The sequence below is a fragment of the Flavobacterium sp. KKT103 genome, assembly GCF_055640565.1.
This window is the reverse complement of record NZ_CM145766.1, coordinates 2,512,368-2,527,798: the sequence shown is the minus strand read 5'-3', so window position 1 is coordinate 2,527,798 and position 15,431 is coordinate 2,512,368. Positions and strand designations below refer to the sequence as shown.

Below are 15,431 nucleotides of genomic sequence, written 5' to 3'. Positions count from 1 at the left end.
TATAAAAAAATAGATGTTAAATGTTTATTTAAATCAGTTGTTTTGGGAAACAAACATAATATTTCGTAACCGCTTTAGATAATGATTTTAAATTTAGCTGGTCAGATGACTCGATAACATCCTCAACTGTACGGTCTTTTTTCAAAATCCGAATCGGTTCTGCTTCCTTACTATAGGCTTGATTTTTTATTTTTCCTTTAAAAATAAAATAATTAGTATCGGCTATGCTGATATGGTTTTCGGCTGCAAATCGTTCTCTCATCTCACTTAAATCATCGACAGCTACTTTTTCACTGGTTAATTTAATTTTAAGTAAATCTCTATTGATAATCATTCCGCTTAAAGTAGAAAGTATAAAATCATCGTTTCGCTGCCACCCTTTCAACGCACTTATGATATCAAAATCATCGAGCTGCGAAAACAAATCAAGTATGTTAGCATCAAACGCTTCCAAAGTTATTTTATTTTGAAGAAAAAACTGCAAAGGTAAACTGCACGGTAAAACAACTCCTTTTAAAGTCAACTCTTTGGCTCTCTTTAGTATTTTGGTCAAAATCAATTCAGCTACTAAACTCGTCTTGTGTAAATAGGCTTGCCAGTACATCAACCTGCGTGACATTAAGAATTTTTCAACAGAATAAATTCCTTTTTCTTCAATAACCAAAACATCGTCAACGACATTCATCATTTGGATTAAACGCTCCGAGTTCACATTTCCCTCGGCCACACCGGAGTAAAAACTATCTCGTTTTAAATAATCCATTCGGTCCATATCCAGCTGACTAGAAATCAACTGTAACATGAATTTCCGATGGTAATCGCCTTCAAACACTTGAATCGCTAAATCCAATTGTCCGCCAAATTCTTTGTTGAGTTGGTGCATGAACAACAAGGATATTTCCTCATGATGCACATCCTCAACTATACTGCGCTCCATAGCGTGCGAAAACGGACCATGACCTATATCGTGTAATAAAATAGCAATATAAAGTGCATTCTCCTCTTCGGGGCTTACCACTACTCCTTTAAAACGCAATACATCGACCGCTTTTTGCATCAGATGCATACAGCCTAAGGCATGATGAAAACGAGTGTGATTTGCACCTGGATAAACCAAATAAGACAAGCCCATTTGAGAAATGCGACGCAAGCGCTGAAAATAAGGATGCTGAATTAAATCGTAAATTAAAGCATTGGGTATGGTAATAAATCCGTAGATAGGATCATTGAAGATTTTAAGTTTGTTGCTTGTGCTCACACGAAGTTGATTTATTGAGGAACAAATATAAGGAAATTAGATTTCATAATGCAGGAATCTGATAAGCCTATCTTTTGTACTACTACACTTGTAAACACAAATTATTTTATTGTTAAAGATTGCTATAAAAACCTTCAACAAAATTAACAAAAAATTAAGTTCGATTAGTTCAGTGTTTTACGAACCTAGCTTAACTTTGCAAAAAAAATATAACGATGGATGTTCAAAAGGAAAAAAATGAACTGAGAGAATTATTTGGTGTTCATTTTGAAAAGTTATACAATATACCACCATTAGCAGCGCGGATAATGGGGCTTTTAATCATCGATGGATGCAAATCAGGCTTAACCTTTGACACTTTAGTAGAAACAATTGGTGCTAGTAAAAGTTCTATTTCCACTAATTTGAATTTACTTCTTAAAATGGAAAAGGTCACTTATTTTACCATTTGCGGTGATCGTAAAAAGTATTTTAAAGCTGCGGATCTTAGTAAAAGATTAGAAAATTATATGCAAATCATAGACTCTGAGATGACGATTTTAAATAAAATGATCACCTACAGAGAACACACTGCCTCTTGCCAAGAAGAACAACGCAATCTCGAAAACGTAAGGGCCTATAAAGTTCACGTCAACGAAGTGCAAAAGCTGTTCTCTACTACGATCAAGAAATTTCAAGAAATAGAAGCAAACAATAAAATTAAATAATAAATTCTTTACCAATAATAAGTCTACAATGAAAAATAGATACCTACTAAGTGCACTAGCTTTATCCATAAGCTTTATATCCTGTAAAAAAGAAGCTACAGCTACAGCACCTCCAGTTATGCCGTATAAGGTGGTCACAATCGAACAATCAAATACTACATTATTAGCAGAATATCCTGCTAGTCTTGAAGGAATAACTGATATTGACATTCGCGCCAAGGTAGATGGATATATTGAGAAAATATATGTTCAAGAAGGTCAAGAAGTCAAAAAAGGGCAATTACTTTTTAAATTAGAAACACAAACAGCTACTCAAGAAGCGGCTGCAGCCAAAGCAAAAATCACCGCAGCTCAAGTTGAAGTAGACCGATTGCGTCCGCTTGTAGAACGCAATATTATAAGCGACGTACAACTTGCGACGGCCAAAGCAAATTTAGCTGGCGTAAAAAGCACGTACCAAAGTATCGTAGCTCGTATCAACTATGCTACAATTAAAAGCCCTGTAAACGGGATTGTTGGCACTTTACCGCTACGAATAGGAAGTTATGTCAGCAGCCAAACGGTCGAACCGTTAACGAGAATTTCAGATGTGAGTACGATCTACGCTTATTTCTCAGTAAATGAGAAGCAGCAATTGGATATTATGATGAACTCTGAAGGAAAGACGTTTCAGGATAAAGTAAATAATATGCCTCCCGTAAATTTAGTTTTAAGTAATGGTAGCGTATTTGAACAAAAAGGAAAAATTCAAACTTTTAGTGGTCAAGCCAATGAGCAAACGGGCTCTTTTAATGTAAGATCTAGTTTTCCTAACGCAAACAGATTATTACGCTCTGGTGAAAGCGGGATTGTCCAAATTCCAACCCAACTTAAGGATGTGATTATTATTCCGCAAAATGCAACTTTAGAAATGCAAGACAAGCGAATTGTACTTATTGTAGATAAAGAAAATAAGGTAAAGGCAGTGCCTATTACCGTTCGCCCCGTTCCAGGTGGTCGCTTTTTTGTTGTTGACAGCGGACTTTCTGTTAATGATAAAATGCTAATTGAAGGCGTGGGTATCATTACGGAAGGAACTCCTATTAAGCCAGAAGTAGTTCCTTACAAGACCATTCTTAATCCCGATTTTGCAAAAAAATAATAGATCCAATTAATTGAATAAATAGCAACTTATGTTTTCAAAATTCATAGACAGACCAGTATTGTCGACGGTAATATCTATTATTATCTTAATACTTGGGGCGATTGGGCTTGTATCTCTTCCCGTCTCACAATACCCCGAAATAGCTCCACCAACTGTAACCGTTACCGCTAACTACCAAGGAGCAAGTGCTGATGTAGTAATGAGTTCAGTAGTAATTCCGTTAGAAGAACAAATCAATGGTGTTGAGGACATGACTTACATGACATCGACCTCTAACAACGACGGTTCAGCTTCGATTAGTATCTATTTTAAATTAGGTACCAATCCTGACTTAGCTGCGGTAAATGTTCAAAACAGAGTTTCGCGTGCTACACCTTTACTACCGCAAGAGGTTACTAAAGCGGGAGTTACCACCTCTAAAAGACAAAGTGACAACATATTGATTTTCTCTCTTTACAGCGAGAATCCCGATTATGATATGACCTTTTTACAAAACTATGCCAATATAAACATCTTGCCCAAAATTAAAAGGGTAGCTGGTGTGGGAGAAGCAGTTATTTTTGGTCAGAAAGATTATTCAATGCGTATTTGGCTTAAGCCGGATGTGATGGGCGCTTACGGTTTAATTCCGTCAGACATTACAGCTTTATTGGCTGAACAAAATATTGAAGCAGCACCAGGACAATTGGGAGAAAACAGCAATCAATCGTTTCAGTACACTTTAAAATACAAAGGTCGTTTACAGAATACTAAAGATTTTGAGAACATCGTAGTTCGTGCGACCAGCAACGGCGAAGTCTTAAAATTAGGAGATGTTGCCAGAGTTCAGCTAGGAGCGGTAAATTATGCAAGTAATACACTTACCAACGGAAATCAATCGGTGGCGATTGCGATCGCACAAACTGCAGGATCTAACGCACAAGAAGTTATTGAAGGTGCCTTGAAGGTTTTGGATGAATCCAAAGTAAATTTCCCAAAAGGAGTTGATTATACCACTTTGATTAACGCCAATGATTTTCTTGAGGAATCGATTACAAAAGTAATCCACACCTTAATTGAAGCCTTTATATTGGTTTTTATTGTTGTTTTCATCTTTCTACAAGACTGGAGATCTACTTTAATACCAGCAATATCAGTACCCGTAGCTATTTTAGGAACTTTCTTTTTCTTGAGCGTCTTTGGGTTTACAATCAACTTATTAACTCTTTTCGCCTTAGTTCTTGCAGTAGGAATTGTGGTCGATGATGCCATTGTCGTCGTCGAGGCAGTCCATGCAAAAATGGAAGCCGGAGAACACGACCCTAAAAAAGCAGCGCATAGTGCCATGGGTGATATTAGTAGCGCAATTATTTCGATTACGTTAGTTATGTCAGCTGTATTTATTCCCGTTGCCTTTATTAGCGGATCAGCAGGAGTATTTTACAAGCAATTTGGTTTAACCTTAGCTGTTTCAATTGTTTTATCTGCTATTAACGCTTTGACTTTGTCGCCGGCGTTGTGTGCTCTATTTTTGAAACCGCATGATGGAGCTAAAAAAACAGGTTTCTTAGAGCGTTTTTATACTGCCTTTAATGTCGGTTTTGATGCAACAACCAAGAAATACAAGAGATCCGTTGAGTTTTTCATCAAACGTAAATGGTTAGCATTTGGTGGTATCGCCCTTTTTGCAGCGCTATTTGTATTATTGTTGAATATTACTCCAAAGGCTTTTGTGCCTGGTGAAGATACCGGTGCTATCATTTCAGATGTATCATTACCGCCTGGAACTTCGTTAGAAAACACGGAGAAAGTTTTACTAGAAATTGAAAACAAGGTTAAGGATATCCCTGAAATCAAAGCAATTTTACGTATTTCCGGTCGAAGCTTAATCAGTGGAACAGGTAGTAATTACGGAATGGTTATCGTTAAACTAAAAACTTGGGCGGAAAGAAAAGATGCCAACCAAGAAATTTCGATGATTGTCGCCGAATTATTTAAAAGATCATCAGCGGTAAAAGATGCTAAGGTGCTTTTTTTTGCAAGACCTACCTTGGTTGGTTTTGGTTTCACCAATGGTTTTGAGTTACAGTTACAAGATCAAAAAGGGGGAACTATTCAAGAACTAAGTGATGTGAACAACAAATTTTTGGCTGCCTTAAATAGTCGTCCAGAAATCAAGTATGCTGCAACCTCATTTTCTCCTAACTATCCGCAATACCGTATTGATTTAAATGTGGCTGCGATTAAAAAATCAGGCTTAACCGTTACTGATGTTTTAGGAACGATGCAAGGGTATTATGGTGGGGTTTATGCTTCTAACTTTAATAAATTTGGGAAACAATATCGTGTTGTCTACCAATCAGAACCGCAATTTAGAAGTGATCCTGAGTCATTAAATAAAGTTTTAGTTCGAAATAATAATGGCCAAATGGCTCCTATTTCACAATTTGTGACCTTGGTAAAAGTTTTTGGACCACAAGCTATCGATCGTTTTAACTTATTCACCTCTGTAAAAATTACTGGAGCACCTAATGAAGGATTCAGCTCTGGAGATGCCATTAAAGCAGTTGAGGAAGTAGCTAGTCAAAGTCTGCCTATTGGGTATGGCTACGAGTACTCCGGTATGACGCGTGAGGAAATTAGTGCAGGAGGACAAACCTTGTATATTTTTATGCTGTGTCTGGTATTTGTTTACTTTTTACTTGCGGCTCAATACGAGAGTTATATGCTTCCATTTGCAGTATTAATTTCATTACCAATAGGTTTAGCTGGTGCGTATATATTCGCTTTCTTATTTAATGTAAGTAACAATATTTACCTGCAAATTACCTTGATTATGCTTATTGGGTTGCTGGCCAAAAATGCCATTTTGATCGTCGAATTCTCAGTCGATTCTCGTAAAAAGGGGCTTAGTATCACCCAAGCAGCAGTGCAAGGAGCTGTCGCCCGTTTACGACCTATTTTGATGACCTCTTTTGCTTTTATCTTTGGTTTATTGCCATTGATGTTAGCGCAAGGTGCTGGTGCGGTTGGAAATAAATCTATTGGAACAGGAGCGATTGGCGGGATGTTAATAGGTACTTTACTGGGAGTTTTCGTTATTCCTGTACTTTTTATCGTTTTCCAAACCTTACAAGAAAAAATTAGTAGCAAGCCAATTCCGGTAACGATTCAAGATTCAGATGTTCCACTTTTAGAAGAAGAAAATGAAAAATAAAATATATAAAATTGCCTTATTAGTAGTAACAGCAACACTAATACAGTCTTGTTTTGTTGCCAAAGAGTACGGGCGATCAGAACTTAAAACAGCGAACTTGTACCGTAATGCAGTAGTAACATCTGATACTGCTTCTTTGGCCACTATTTCTTGGGACAAGGTGTTTACGGATCCGCTTTTGCAAAAGTACATCAGCAAAGGTTTGGAGAATAATTTGGATATCCGCATTGCCATGCAAAATCTAGTTGCAGCTGAAGCGACTATGAAGCAAGGAAAAGCAGGCTACTTCCCTACTCTAACCGCGACTTCGGATTGGACACACCAAACCATTTCTAAAAACAGCCAATCAGGTACTTTTTTAAGAAATTTAAATGTGGACCAATACCAATTATCAGGAAATTTATCTTGGGAGGCCGACATATGGGGGAAAATTCGATCGAATAAAAGAGCGGCTAATGCAGCCTTCTTGCAAACTACAGCTGCTAATCAAGCTATAAAAACTGAATTGATTGCTAGTATCGCGACGATATATTACCAATTACTATCGGTTGATGCTCAAATTAAGATAGCCGAGGAAACATTAATTAATCGAAACAAAAGTGTCGAAACCATTCTTGCTCTTAAAAAAGCGGGAAATGTAACGGAAGTAGGTGTGAAACAAACGGAAGCACAAAAATACGCTACGGAACTAATTATTGCTGATCTCAAAAACAGCACTATTATTCTCGAAAACACCTTAAGCACCTTACTAAATGACCCCACAGCTGTAATCGAACGCGCTACATTTGAATCTCAAAAATTACAGCCAGAAATTACCTTAGGAGTACCTGCTAGTTTATTGCGAAACAGACCGGATGTAATCGCTGCCGAATACAATTTAATCACCAACTTTGAAATGACCAATGTAGCCAAAAGTGGTTTTTACCCTAGCTTTAGAGTTACGGCCTCAGGCGGATTTCAAAGTATTGATTTGAAGGAATGGTTTAGTGCCAACTCTCTTTTTGCAAGTGTGATTACCGGTTTAACGCAACCCATATTTAACCAAAGACAACTGAAAACTAAATATGAAATAGCGCAAGCCAATCAAGAAAAAGCGTATTTGCAATTTGAAAAATCCTTGATTGTTGCGGGTAAAGAAGTATCCGATGCTTTGGCACAATACAATAATGAGACGTATAAAATTACGGTAAGACAAAAACAAGCCGAAGCTTTAAGTAAAGCTAGTCAATTCTCTGATGAATTACTGAACTACGGTTTAGCCAACTACTTAGAGGTTTTAACGGCAAAAGATGCCGCTTTGAATGCCGAACTAAGTTTAGCAGATAACAAATTTCAACAATACAAAGCCATTGTACAATTGTACAAAGCCCTTGGTGGCGGATGGCAATAGCTTAATTTTGTACCCAGAATTATTTAGTTAATTGTAAGTGAAAGAAGCCATTAAACAGCAATGTTTAGTGGCTTTTTTTGATAGTATCAAGCACAAAGACTTTTGGACAGAGTACCAAAAGATAATTGATAGTCACTAGATCAAACTGAGCAAATAGCCAAGACCTACTCCTCCCAAAACGATGAAAGCCGAATTCAATTTTTTAAAGTAAAAAACCACTAGCATACTGATTACAGCAATCAAAATAGTGCGCCAATCCGTTATCGTACTTGCACCCATTTGGATACAAACCGATACAATTATCGCAACCGAAGCCACATTTACCGCATCTAAAAAAGTGCTGAACGTAACCGAATTACGTATTTTTTTAACCAAAGGATTCAATAAAGCCACAAAAAAGAAAGATGGTAAAAAGATCGCTAAAGTGGACACAAGTGCGCCCGAAAGTCCGTTTATTTGATACCCAATAAAAGTAACCGATGAAAAAACAGGTCCAGGAGTAAACTGTCCCACCGCTATCGCATCGATCAGTTGTGTTCTCGTAAGTAAGCCTCGGGTGACTAATTCTGCATCTAGGAAAGCAAATAATACATAACCACTTCCATATAAAATGGCGCCTATTTTGATGAAAATCAAAAATAAATTAAAGTTGGTGATACTAACCGCTGTGGTTTTAGAAACTGAAAAAAGGGATAGTGAAAGCCAATTATTTTTTAGAAACGATTGGTCTTTATTTTGAATCGAATACAACAGCAACGCTACTAAACCTGCGCCAAAAAGCAAAATAATTTCGTTTACATTCAAAAGCGACAATAACAAAACAACTCCCGCTATAATTCCTAACAGTACAGATTTTAATGATTTTTTGGCCAAAGGATAAATTGCACCAATAATCACTGCAATAATAGCAGGCTTAATCCCATATAAAAAAGGTTGTAAACTGGGTAATTGACCGTATTCCTTATAACCGTAGGCAAAAATACCAGTAAGCAAAACCGCAGGAACAATAAAGCAAAGTCCAGCAACGATTAATCCTTTCCAACCCGCTCGCTCCTGTCCAATGTGAATTGCCATTTCGGTGCTGTTGGGTCCCGGAATCAAGTTGGTAGCGCCTAATAAATCTAGGAATTGTTGCTCATCGAGCCACTTTTTCTTAACCACCACTTCTTCTTGCATCATAGCAATATGAGCGGCTGGTCCTCCAAAACCTATTACACCCAACTTTAAAAAAAGTAAAGCCAATTCCTTTAAACGCTCTTTTTCAGTCATGCTGCTATTTCTGTTTCGAGACGCTAAAATACCTATTTTTTTAATTTAATCGGAATCCAAACCGTTTCTTCAGATGTGGGATCAGATCGCTTGTACTTCTCCCCTAGAATCTCAAAATGCGGTCGATCATCTAAGTCGTAAATAGAATTCGGTAGCCAATGTGCGTAGATTTGCTCAAAAAAAGCAGGTGCCTTACTTTCATCACCTATGAAAGTAAAAACGGCAAACAGTCCAGCGGGTATGAGCAAGGTTTCCATGTCATGCGGAATCACATCGGTATTCGCTACTGCAACTCCAACCCATTTATCAAAAGAAACCGTAGGGTCGAATTGCTCCCAATAGTCCGCACCAAATACCTGGATGGAAAACAAATCGTTTCCAATACTGTTATTGATCTCTTTGCGTCTCGGCATAAATCGTTGCCATACCGCAGCTGCATTGTACGTAGCATAGGACATTTGGGATCGCATTCCTAGGATTTGAATCGCTGGGTGAGTAACTATTTCTGGTGTCAAATTATTATATTTTTGAGGGTTGTATATTGCTTTGGTTGTATCAAAATGCAGCAACTTAATTTTACTTAGCTACAGCTTCGCGACTGGTTGCCACTAGCTGAACCTGAAAATCTAATAAATCCTTTTTCACGACAAAATAACCTCTTGAAAGCATATAACGATAGTTTGTGATAGCTTCATAAAAGATTTCCAACTCTGAATCGATGTATTTATCCGTGCTAAAATACAAATAATCTTCTTTTAGATACCCTTCAAAACTAGCTCTTATCTCCGCTGTCAGAACTTTAGCGTACGATCTACTTTCCAGCATCTCCTTTATTTCTTTTTTAACGGCTTTCTCCAGTTCATACATTTTCAAAAGCTTGGGTTTGATTTGCTCAATTGGCGTCACCACCTGCATGAATTGTGTTGCGTCCATCAGCTTATTGTGATGCTCAAAACTAATATCGAAAGATTGGTCAAAAGCAAAAAAGTTCCGGTATTTTCCAATCAAAATGGCTTCTTGATGATCCTGCTTGGCCAATAGCCTGAAATAATTAAAGATGGTAAAATCATTTTTGGCAATGCGCTCCTCTAAGGCTTCTTTTTCCTTTTTTAGCTTAGGCAAAAGAGTACTCGCTTCACTGGATTTGAATTTATGACCGTCATAATCAAAGGATTTTAGCTTAAGTAGACCGTCTGCAATGTTCTGAATAGTTTGTTCGTCATTTGAAATCGCGATGCAATCGTATACTAAATCTACTTTTTCTTTGTCAAATAACGATTCTAAAAGCGGCAGTGTATCGGTTGTTGTCACCTTTTCGGTATCAAAATAAGTGCTGTTTTTGTTATCATAATAGCCGTTATACATCGCATGAAACGATTGTTCTTGCTGCTTCTGTACAAACTCTTGTTTAAAATCAGTAATCGCAAAAGATTCAAAAGTTTGGTCATTGTCTACATGGCTAAACAATTGATTGGTAATTTTTTCTTGTATTTTTTCAAAATCTTGAAAAATGTACTTGGCTAAAGCATTATTTTCAACCTCCTTATGTATCCCCACACGATCGAGATTGGCACAACGATCCTCGACAGAAGGATGCGATGCCCACTGGTTTTCGATAACCAACTTCGATTTATTGAATTTACTCATATCTAAATAAGTCACCAGCGGTAAGTTGTTTTTGAATTGCAACTGCCCCTCTTTGGCTAAATAATCCAATACAAAAACCTGTTCCTCATAGATATTTTTACTTTTGAAGTTGTTTCCAATCTTCTCTCCATAAAACTGCAACACTTTGTTGTAAGAGGCATCAACCAAGTCCATACGCAACAGCGATTCCTGCAAGGGCGTTATTCCCGCCACATTGGCCGCTACTTCATCAGCGTGGAATTCCATTTCACGGGAAAGCGCTAAATACGCCACGTTGATGAACTCGTACATTTTTTTCAAAATCCATTGAATGCCGCTAATAATCTTAACCGAAATCATCAGAAAAATCGAAAAATAATTGCTGATGTTCGCCCATTTTTGAATCATTTTATCGAACGAATCGTTGTCGTACAACATATTGAATATGACCTGATTCACATAATACACATAACTCCCTACTTTCATGCTGCGTTGTGAGAAATGACCAAATTCATGCGCCAAAATCGCTTTGAATTCCTGCTCACTGATTCCGTTTACCAATCCCAACCCTATTTGCAGGTTTTTTTTGACTGGAAAAAACATACTCCAAAAACTAGAATCATAAAAAACACTGGCATTCACATCAGCCGATACGTATATCTTTTTCGGAAAATCAGTACCTACCTCTTGTACGATGGTTTCGATGAATCGGAATAGTTTAGGTTCGGTTTCAGCTGTAATTTCAGTTAAATGCGAGCGGTCAATTTTGTGTTTTTTAAACAAAAACTTAAAAAGAAAAGCCAATATAAAAAAGCCTAAACTTCCCAAACCTACGCCCAATGCAAGAGTAATAAAGGATGGCCGAATAGTAATCACGTAAAAAGCACCTATCAAACAAAGAATAGTAATTCCTACTGACAGCAGCAGTAACAGCACATAAACGACTAGGAAAAGGACAATTGAAAAAATGGCTTTGGTAGTCATTTTTTTAAAACTAGCAGAAACTTCGATATTCATATGCTAATGGTATAATAGGTTTTGGTTTACTTACGTATTTCTAAATCTTATCTAGTACATAAGTGAGGTTTTTAATGGGTAAAGCATTGCAAATTAATGCTTATTGCTGGATTCTCTTTTCCTTATTTCTCGCGTTTAAATACCCATAGAAAAACAGACCTACGAAAAGGAGTTTTACGAACCGATAGACCCAAATATTAGCTTCCATCCAAAACAGGCGATGGCTTGCACCGTCGTAAATCGAATTAAAGACTAATTCCGTAGCAGATAAAATGGCTAGAACCAAAAAAAAGTTTTTATTAATTTTCATGAGTAAAAAACAAAGTTAAGATACTGTTTTAACTGCCTTCGGGATAACAAACCCAACAATATTCAGCACGACACCAACAAAAGTTAGCATTCCAGCAATTAATCCCTTTCTGCCCGATTCCGGAAATTCAATTAATAAGTAGACTGCAATAAAAAGTAAAATCAAACTGAGAATGTAAATAGCGTTTTTCATTGTGGTTGGTTGTATTTGTTTTAGCTTTGGTTTTCTATTATTGGTTCAATAAAATCGTCTTCGATCTTAAAATCAGTAAATTTATAACTGTTGTCTTTTTTACCCATTGATTCTATCGACTGGAAATCGACTCCTTGAGCAGTTATGCGGTCATTGTAACTATCTACCACTCCATCATAATCGTGTAGCGCTAAATTGCCTACCTACTGTTTTACTACTTGTAAATCTAGTTCCGTTTCATCAAGATGAAAAATTATTTTGTCATTGACTTCAGTTATGATTATTTTCATGATGTTGTAGTTATCGGATTCACTTCCAACTTCGACAACAAAACTATTCTCTTTTAGTCTCCACTTCGATTTGTTAATCATAGCTGTAATCATAGAAAATAGCTTTGAATTATCAGTAGTAGTAAGATTTATTGCTGAACTTTCATTGAAATCGAAGGTTGAAGCTTTAAAACCTCGAACAATATCTTTTAAATTAGGGTTGTCAATTTTAGACAATACAGCAACTACTTTCCACTTTCCAACGATGCTTTTTTGCGTAATTGCTTGTGAAAAGGCATTTATTGAAAATAGAAGAATAGAAAGAATTAGGAAACGTTTTTTCATTAGTTTATCGAAAGATATTCTTTAAAGTTCATAATTATTGAGATTTGCTTACTATTTTATGCCTTTTTATTGTACGTAATTATTTTAAGAATCACTTCCTTAAAATCTAAAATTAAATTCTCAAAAGTGGAATCTCTTTTATTTGCATTATATTACAGCACTTAATGAAAATAATTACTTGAAATTTGAAAAATCAAGTAATTTTCTTAATATATTTAAGTCCATACATTATAATGCATCAAGCTATAATTTATATCTTTTTTTTTTTTGATATTCTCTACTAAACATTATTTTCCTTGCAAAACATTGTCAATACGGTACCTAACTAAGTTTGTATGATCAGAAACAGTGTAGATACCTATAAATTCATTTTTCAAATTAATTAGTATCTTAACAAAATCAACGGTACTTTTATGATGGTCGTTACAGGATTCACAAGATACAGAATAAAGTGTAGATTCATTATCTACCTTCTTAACTTCATTGATTATATAAATAATTACTACATTACCTCTTTTCTCACTTATACGTGAGAGACTTTTATCAATTTCAAAAAATGTTTTATCTACTCCATTACGGAAATAAAAATCATATTCTTTTTTTTCATTATCCCAATTTCCAATTTCAAAATAATTTGAGGATAATCTAGTTTGAGAATACAGATTGTTAAATATTAGAAGTAAAATAATAATTAAGTAATTGATTTTCATTCCCTGTTTAATATTGGATGTTAAAATTGTTTTTTGGCATTATATATTTTTTTTCTTAAAATTAGTTAACCAATGCGAATGATCATTAATATAATTACTAACAAAATGATATCATTTTTTTTTGTTAAAGCTTATGATATTTCATATTATAAAAGGATCAAATATGGTCGGAATAATACTCATTCTAATTTTTTATAAAATTATTTTATAGATTAAATTTTTTATATGGTAAACAAATGATCCTTATTATCGTTTTGCTTTTTATGTGACAAGTAAAATTTTAATCTCTAAATAATATAATGGTTAACAGACACATTAATTTTTTATTAAATTTCACTATTACCTTTTCAAAATTCATAGGTAGAGCTCAATAATTTTTTTACTATTCAATCATGTCTCAAAAGCTATTTTATACTTTTTTATCATTCATCATAAAATCTTTTTACTTCATAAACTGGTACACCAAAGCTAAATCCTTGACTGTCGTTTAATTTTGCAAAATTAACACCAACTAAATTACCCCATTGGTCAATAATAGGACTGCCACTAGATCCTTCAAGAGTTGGAATAGTATATAAAATTCTCTCACCGTCACTTTCTTGACTTATCTTACCACTTGTAAATTGCGACTTAATTCCTTGTTTAGTTTTAGCCAAAGAAAATCCCCTATTAAAACCTATCATAAAAACATCTGCATTCACTTTAACTGGATTTTTAATATTTCTTTCTTTATTATCCCTTGGGTTTTCTATAATGTTTGGGTTATTATCTTCAAAATTAAAAATATCCGTTGGCATAATATTGAATAATTTATTTTTAGTTTGGACTAAAGCTAAATCAACATTTTCATCCTTAGACTCTTTTATTACAACACACTCTTGCAAATCTTCCCAATTTTCGACAAACGTATTATCATATGCAATACCAATATTAACTGATACTAATTGTATTCTTGCATCGTTGTAATTGAAACTTTCTAGATATTCTGTGAATTCTGAAATTACTGCTTGTGAAGAAGTTAATTCATTATATTTTTCCTTCAAATTTTCTTTTTCATAGTCTTCCAAATAACTAGAGTTTTCTACATAATAACTTTTAAGAGATTCTAATGAGTCATTGTAAATATTTTTTTTCTCTAATAAAATTGTTACCTTATCATTAATAAATGTATACAATTCGACTTTATAATTATCATCTTTAGGATTGATAACATGCCTATTTGTTATTATTTCTCCATCAAGAGAAACTATAAATCCAGTTCCAGTTGAAACAGTTAAGTTTTTAAGTACTTCATCTTCTGAGGTAAAAATTTTCCCTTCAGAAGATGGAGAATAATAGAAAGTATTATTTTCAGATTGAATTCTATAGTAATATTGATGTGCTATTAAAACTACTGCTGATTTATGCTTTTCAAAAAGATTTTCTGGCGATATTGGATCTATTTTCCTCACACAACCACTTAAAACTAAAATTGTGACACAAAGTAATATTCTTTTCATTCTGACTTTTTTAATTAAACTAGTATAATTCTAGAAGTAATTTTATATCCATAACCACAAGAGGTGTTAATTAATACGATGAACTTGAATTGGTTAAAATTAATCAAAACCCAAAACTTCTTTAGTTTTACTAAAAAGTACTTAAGAAAATTCATTTTAATACTCAACTGTTAAAGCATTATATAAAATACTGAACTTTTTTTTCCAAATAGTAACTTATTTTATTTCTTACTTTTTGAATATGCCCATATTAATATAATAATCCAACCTATAAAAGTCCATCCAAAAAATATATTAAAAAGTAAGATCATAAAAAAATCTTTATGTTTCCTTACTAAAAATGCTGGCAAAAAATACAATATACCTATCACAACTAAAATCAAACCCTCCATTAGACCAATGCTTCCCATTTCAAAAATTTATTTATTATTTATATTTGACACATTACTATACAATTCATTTTAATGATAGAAGGGATTATCAGCGTCTAAATCCCTTA

At 34.7% G+C, this 15,431-nt stretch carries 14 protein-coding genes; 4 read left to right on the top strand and 10 right to left on the bottom strand.

Translation table 11 applies throughout. The features are described 5' to 3' along the window. Nucleotides 1-28 precede the first annotated feature (28 nt). Nucleotides 29-1,258, bottom strand: a complete 1,230-nt coding sequence (locus ACZ2G0_RS10800) for an HD domain-containing protein (RefSeq protein ID WP_470307651.1) — start codon at nt 1,256-1,258, stop codon at nt 29-31. A 215-nt stretch (nt 1,259-1,473) separates the two neighbouring features. On the opposite strand from ACZ2G0_RS10800, the gene ACZ2G0_RS10795 reads away from it, so the two are divergent. Genes ACZ2G0_RS10795 through ACZ2G0_RS10780 form a run of 4 tightly spaced genes read left to right on the top strand, consistent with a single transcriptional unit; the run spans nt 1,474 to nt 7,695 of the window. Then, nucleotides 1,474-1,965 carry a GbsR/MarR family transcriptional regulator gene (locus ACZ2G0_RS10795; protein WP_470307650.1) on the top strand — a complete coding sequence of 164 codons (492 nt, stop codon included), beginning with the start codon at nt 1,474-1,476 and terminating at the stop codon, nt 1,963-1,965. A 28-nt stretch (nt 1,966-1,993) separates the two neighbouring features. After that, a complete protein-coding gene (locus ACZ2G0_RS10790) occupies nt 1,994-3,106 on the top strand; it encodes an efflux RND transporter periplasmic adaptor subunit (RefSeq protein ID WP_470307649.1) in 1,113 nt (370 codons plus the stop codon). A gap of 31 nt (nt 3,107-3,137) precedes the next feature. Further along, nucleotides 3,138-6,305: an efflux RND transporter permease subunit gene (locus ACZ2G0_RS10785; RefSeq protein ID WP_470307648.1), complete on the top strand. Its 3,168-nt coding sequence runs from the start codon at nt 3,138-3,140 to the stop codon at nt 6,303-6,305. Continuing rightward, a complete protein-coding gene (locus ACZ2G0_RS10780) occupies nt 6,295-7,695 on the top strand; it encodes an efflux transporter outer membrane subunit (protein WP_470307647.1) in 1,401 nt (466 codons plus the stop codon). Before ACZ2G0_RS10785 ends, ACZ2G0_RS10780 begins: the two co-directional genes overlap by 11 nt. 135 nt (nt 7,696-7,830) lie before the next feature. Here the strand turns inward: ACZ2G0_RS10780 and chrA are convergent, their stop codons facing one another. From chrA to ACZ2G0_RS10735, 9 genes are all read right to left on the bottom strand, one after another. Further along, entirely contained in the window at nt 7,831-8,964 is a 1,134-nt protein-coding gene (gene chrA, locus ACZ2G0_RS10775; protein ID WP_470307646.1) for a chromate efflux transporter, read from the bottom strand. A gap of 32 nt (nt 8,965-8,996) precedes the next feature. Next, nucleotides 8,997-9,479, bottom strand: a complete 483-nt coding sequence (locus ACZ2G0_RS10770) for a GyrI-like domain-containing protein (protein WP_470307645.1) — start codon at nt 9,477-9,479, stop codon at nt 8,997-8,999. A 61-nt stretch (nt 9,480-9,540) separates the two neighbouring features. Further along, nucleotides 9,541-11,607, bottom strand: a complete 2,067-nt coding sequence (locus ACZ2G0_RS10765) for a M48 family metallopeptidase (protein WP_470307644.1) — start codon at nt 11,605-11,607, stop codon at nt 9,541-9,543. A gap of 325 nt (nt 11,608-11,932) precedes the next feature. Next, a complete protein-coding gene (locus ACZ2G0_RS10760; RefSeq protein ID WP_300287739.1) occupies nt 11,933-12,109 on the bottom strand; it encodes a hypothetical protein in 177 nt (58 codons plus the stop codon). A gap of 20 nt (nt 12,110-12,129) precedes the next feature. Further along, a complete protein-coding gene (locus tag ACZ2G0_RS10755) occupies nt 12,130-12,279 on the bottom strand; it encodes a hypothetical protein (RefSeq protein WP_470307643.1) in 150 nt (49 codons plus the stop codon). 33 nt (nt 12,280-12,312) lie between these two features. Beyond that, nucleotides 12,313-12,723 (bottom strand): hypothetical protein, encoded by a 411-nt coding sequence (locus tag ACZ2G0_RS10750; protein WP_470307642.1) that lies wholly within the window; start codon nt 12,721-12,723, stop codon nt 12,313-12,315. Nucleotides 12,724-13,010: 287 nt separating this feature from the next. After that, the gene (locus ACZ2G0_RS10745; protein WP_470307641.1) at nt 13,011-13,433 is read right to left on the bottom strand and encodes a hypothetical protein; all 423 of its coding nucleotides are present in this window, start codon (nt 13,431-13,433) and stop codon (nt 13,011-13,013) included. Nucleotides 13,434-13,855: 422 nt separating this feature from the next. After that, a complete protein-coding gene (locus ACZ2G0_RS10740) occupies nt 13,856-14,932 on the bottom strand; it encodes a S1 family peptidase (RefSeq protein ID WP_470307640.1) in 1,077 nt (358 codons plus the stop codon). Nucleotides 14,933-15,153: 221 nt separating this feature from the next. Further along, nucleotides 15,154-15,243, bottom strand: a complete 90-nt coding sequence (locus tag ACZ2G0_RS10735) for a superinfection immunity protein (protein ID WP_470309843.1) — start codon at nt 15,241-15,243, stop codon at nt 15,154-15,156. Between the last annotated feature and the right edge of the window lie 188 nt (nt 15,244-15,431).

What these genes read in the sequence shown, in the direction of transcription:
- ACZ2G0_RS10795 (WP_470307650.1), top strand. Translation starts at nt 1,474, where the DNA reads ATGGATGTTCAAAAGGAAAAAAATGAACTGAGAGAATTATTTGGTGTT.
- ACZ2G0_RS10790 (WP_470307649.1), top strand. Translation starts at nt 1,994, where the DNA reads ATGAAAAATAGATACCTACTAAGTGCACTAGCTTTATCCATAAGCTTT.
- ACZ2G0_RS10785 (WP_470307648.1), top strand. Translation starts at nt 3,138, where the DNA reads ATGTTTTCAAAATTCATAGACAGACCAGTATTGTCGACGGTAATATCT.
- ACZ2G0_RS10780 (WP_470307647.1), top strand. Translation starts at nt 6,295, where the DNA reads ATGAAAAATAAAATATATAAAATTGCCTTATTAGTAGTAACAGCAACA.
- chrA (WP_470307646.1), bottom strand. Translation starts at nt 8,964, where the DNA reads ATGACTGAAAAAGAGCGTTTAAAGGAATTGGCTTTACTTTTTTTAAAG.
- ACZ2G0_RS10765 (WP_470307644.1), bottom strand. Translation starts at nt 11,607, where the DNA reads ATGAATATCGAAGTTTCTGCTAGTTTTAAAAAAATGACTACCAAAGCC.
- ACZ2G0_RS10760 (WP_300287739.1), bottom strand. Translation starts at nt 12,109, where the DNA reads ATGAAAAACGCTATTTACATTCTCAGTTTGATTTTACTTTTTATTGCA.
- ACZ2G0_RS10750 (WP_470307642.1), bottom strand. Translation starts at nt 12,723, where the DNA reads ATGAAAAAACGTTTCCTAATTCTTTCTATTCTTCTATTTTCAATAAAT.
- ACZ2G0_RS10745 (WP_470307641.1), bottom strand. Translation starts at nt 13,433, where the DNA reads ATGAAAATCAATTACTTAATTATTATTTTACTTCTAATATTTAACAAT.
- ACZ2G0_RS10740 (WP_470307640.1), bottom strand. Translation starts at nt 14,932, where the DNA reads ATGAAAAGAATATTACTTTGTGTCACAATTTTAGTTTTAAGTGGTTGT.
- ACZ2G0_RS10735 (WP_470309843.1), bottom strand. Translation starts at nt 15,243, where the DNA reads ATGATCTTACTTTTTAATATATTTTTTGGATGGACTTTTATAGGTTGG.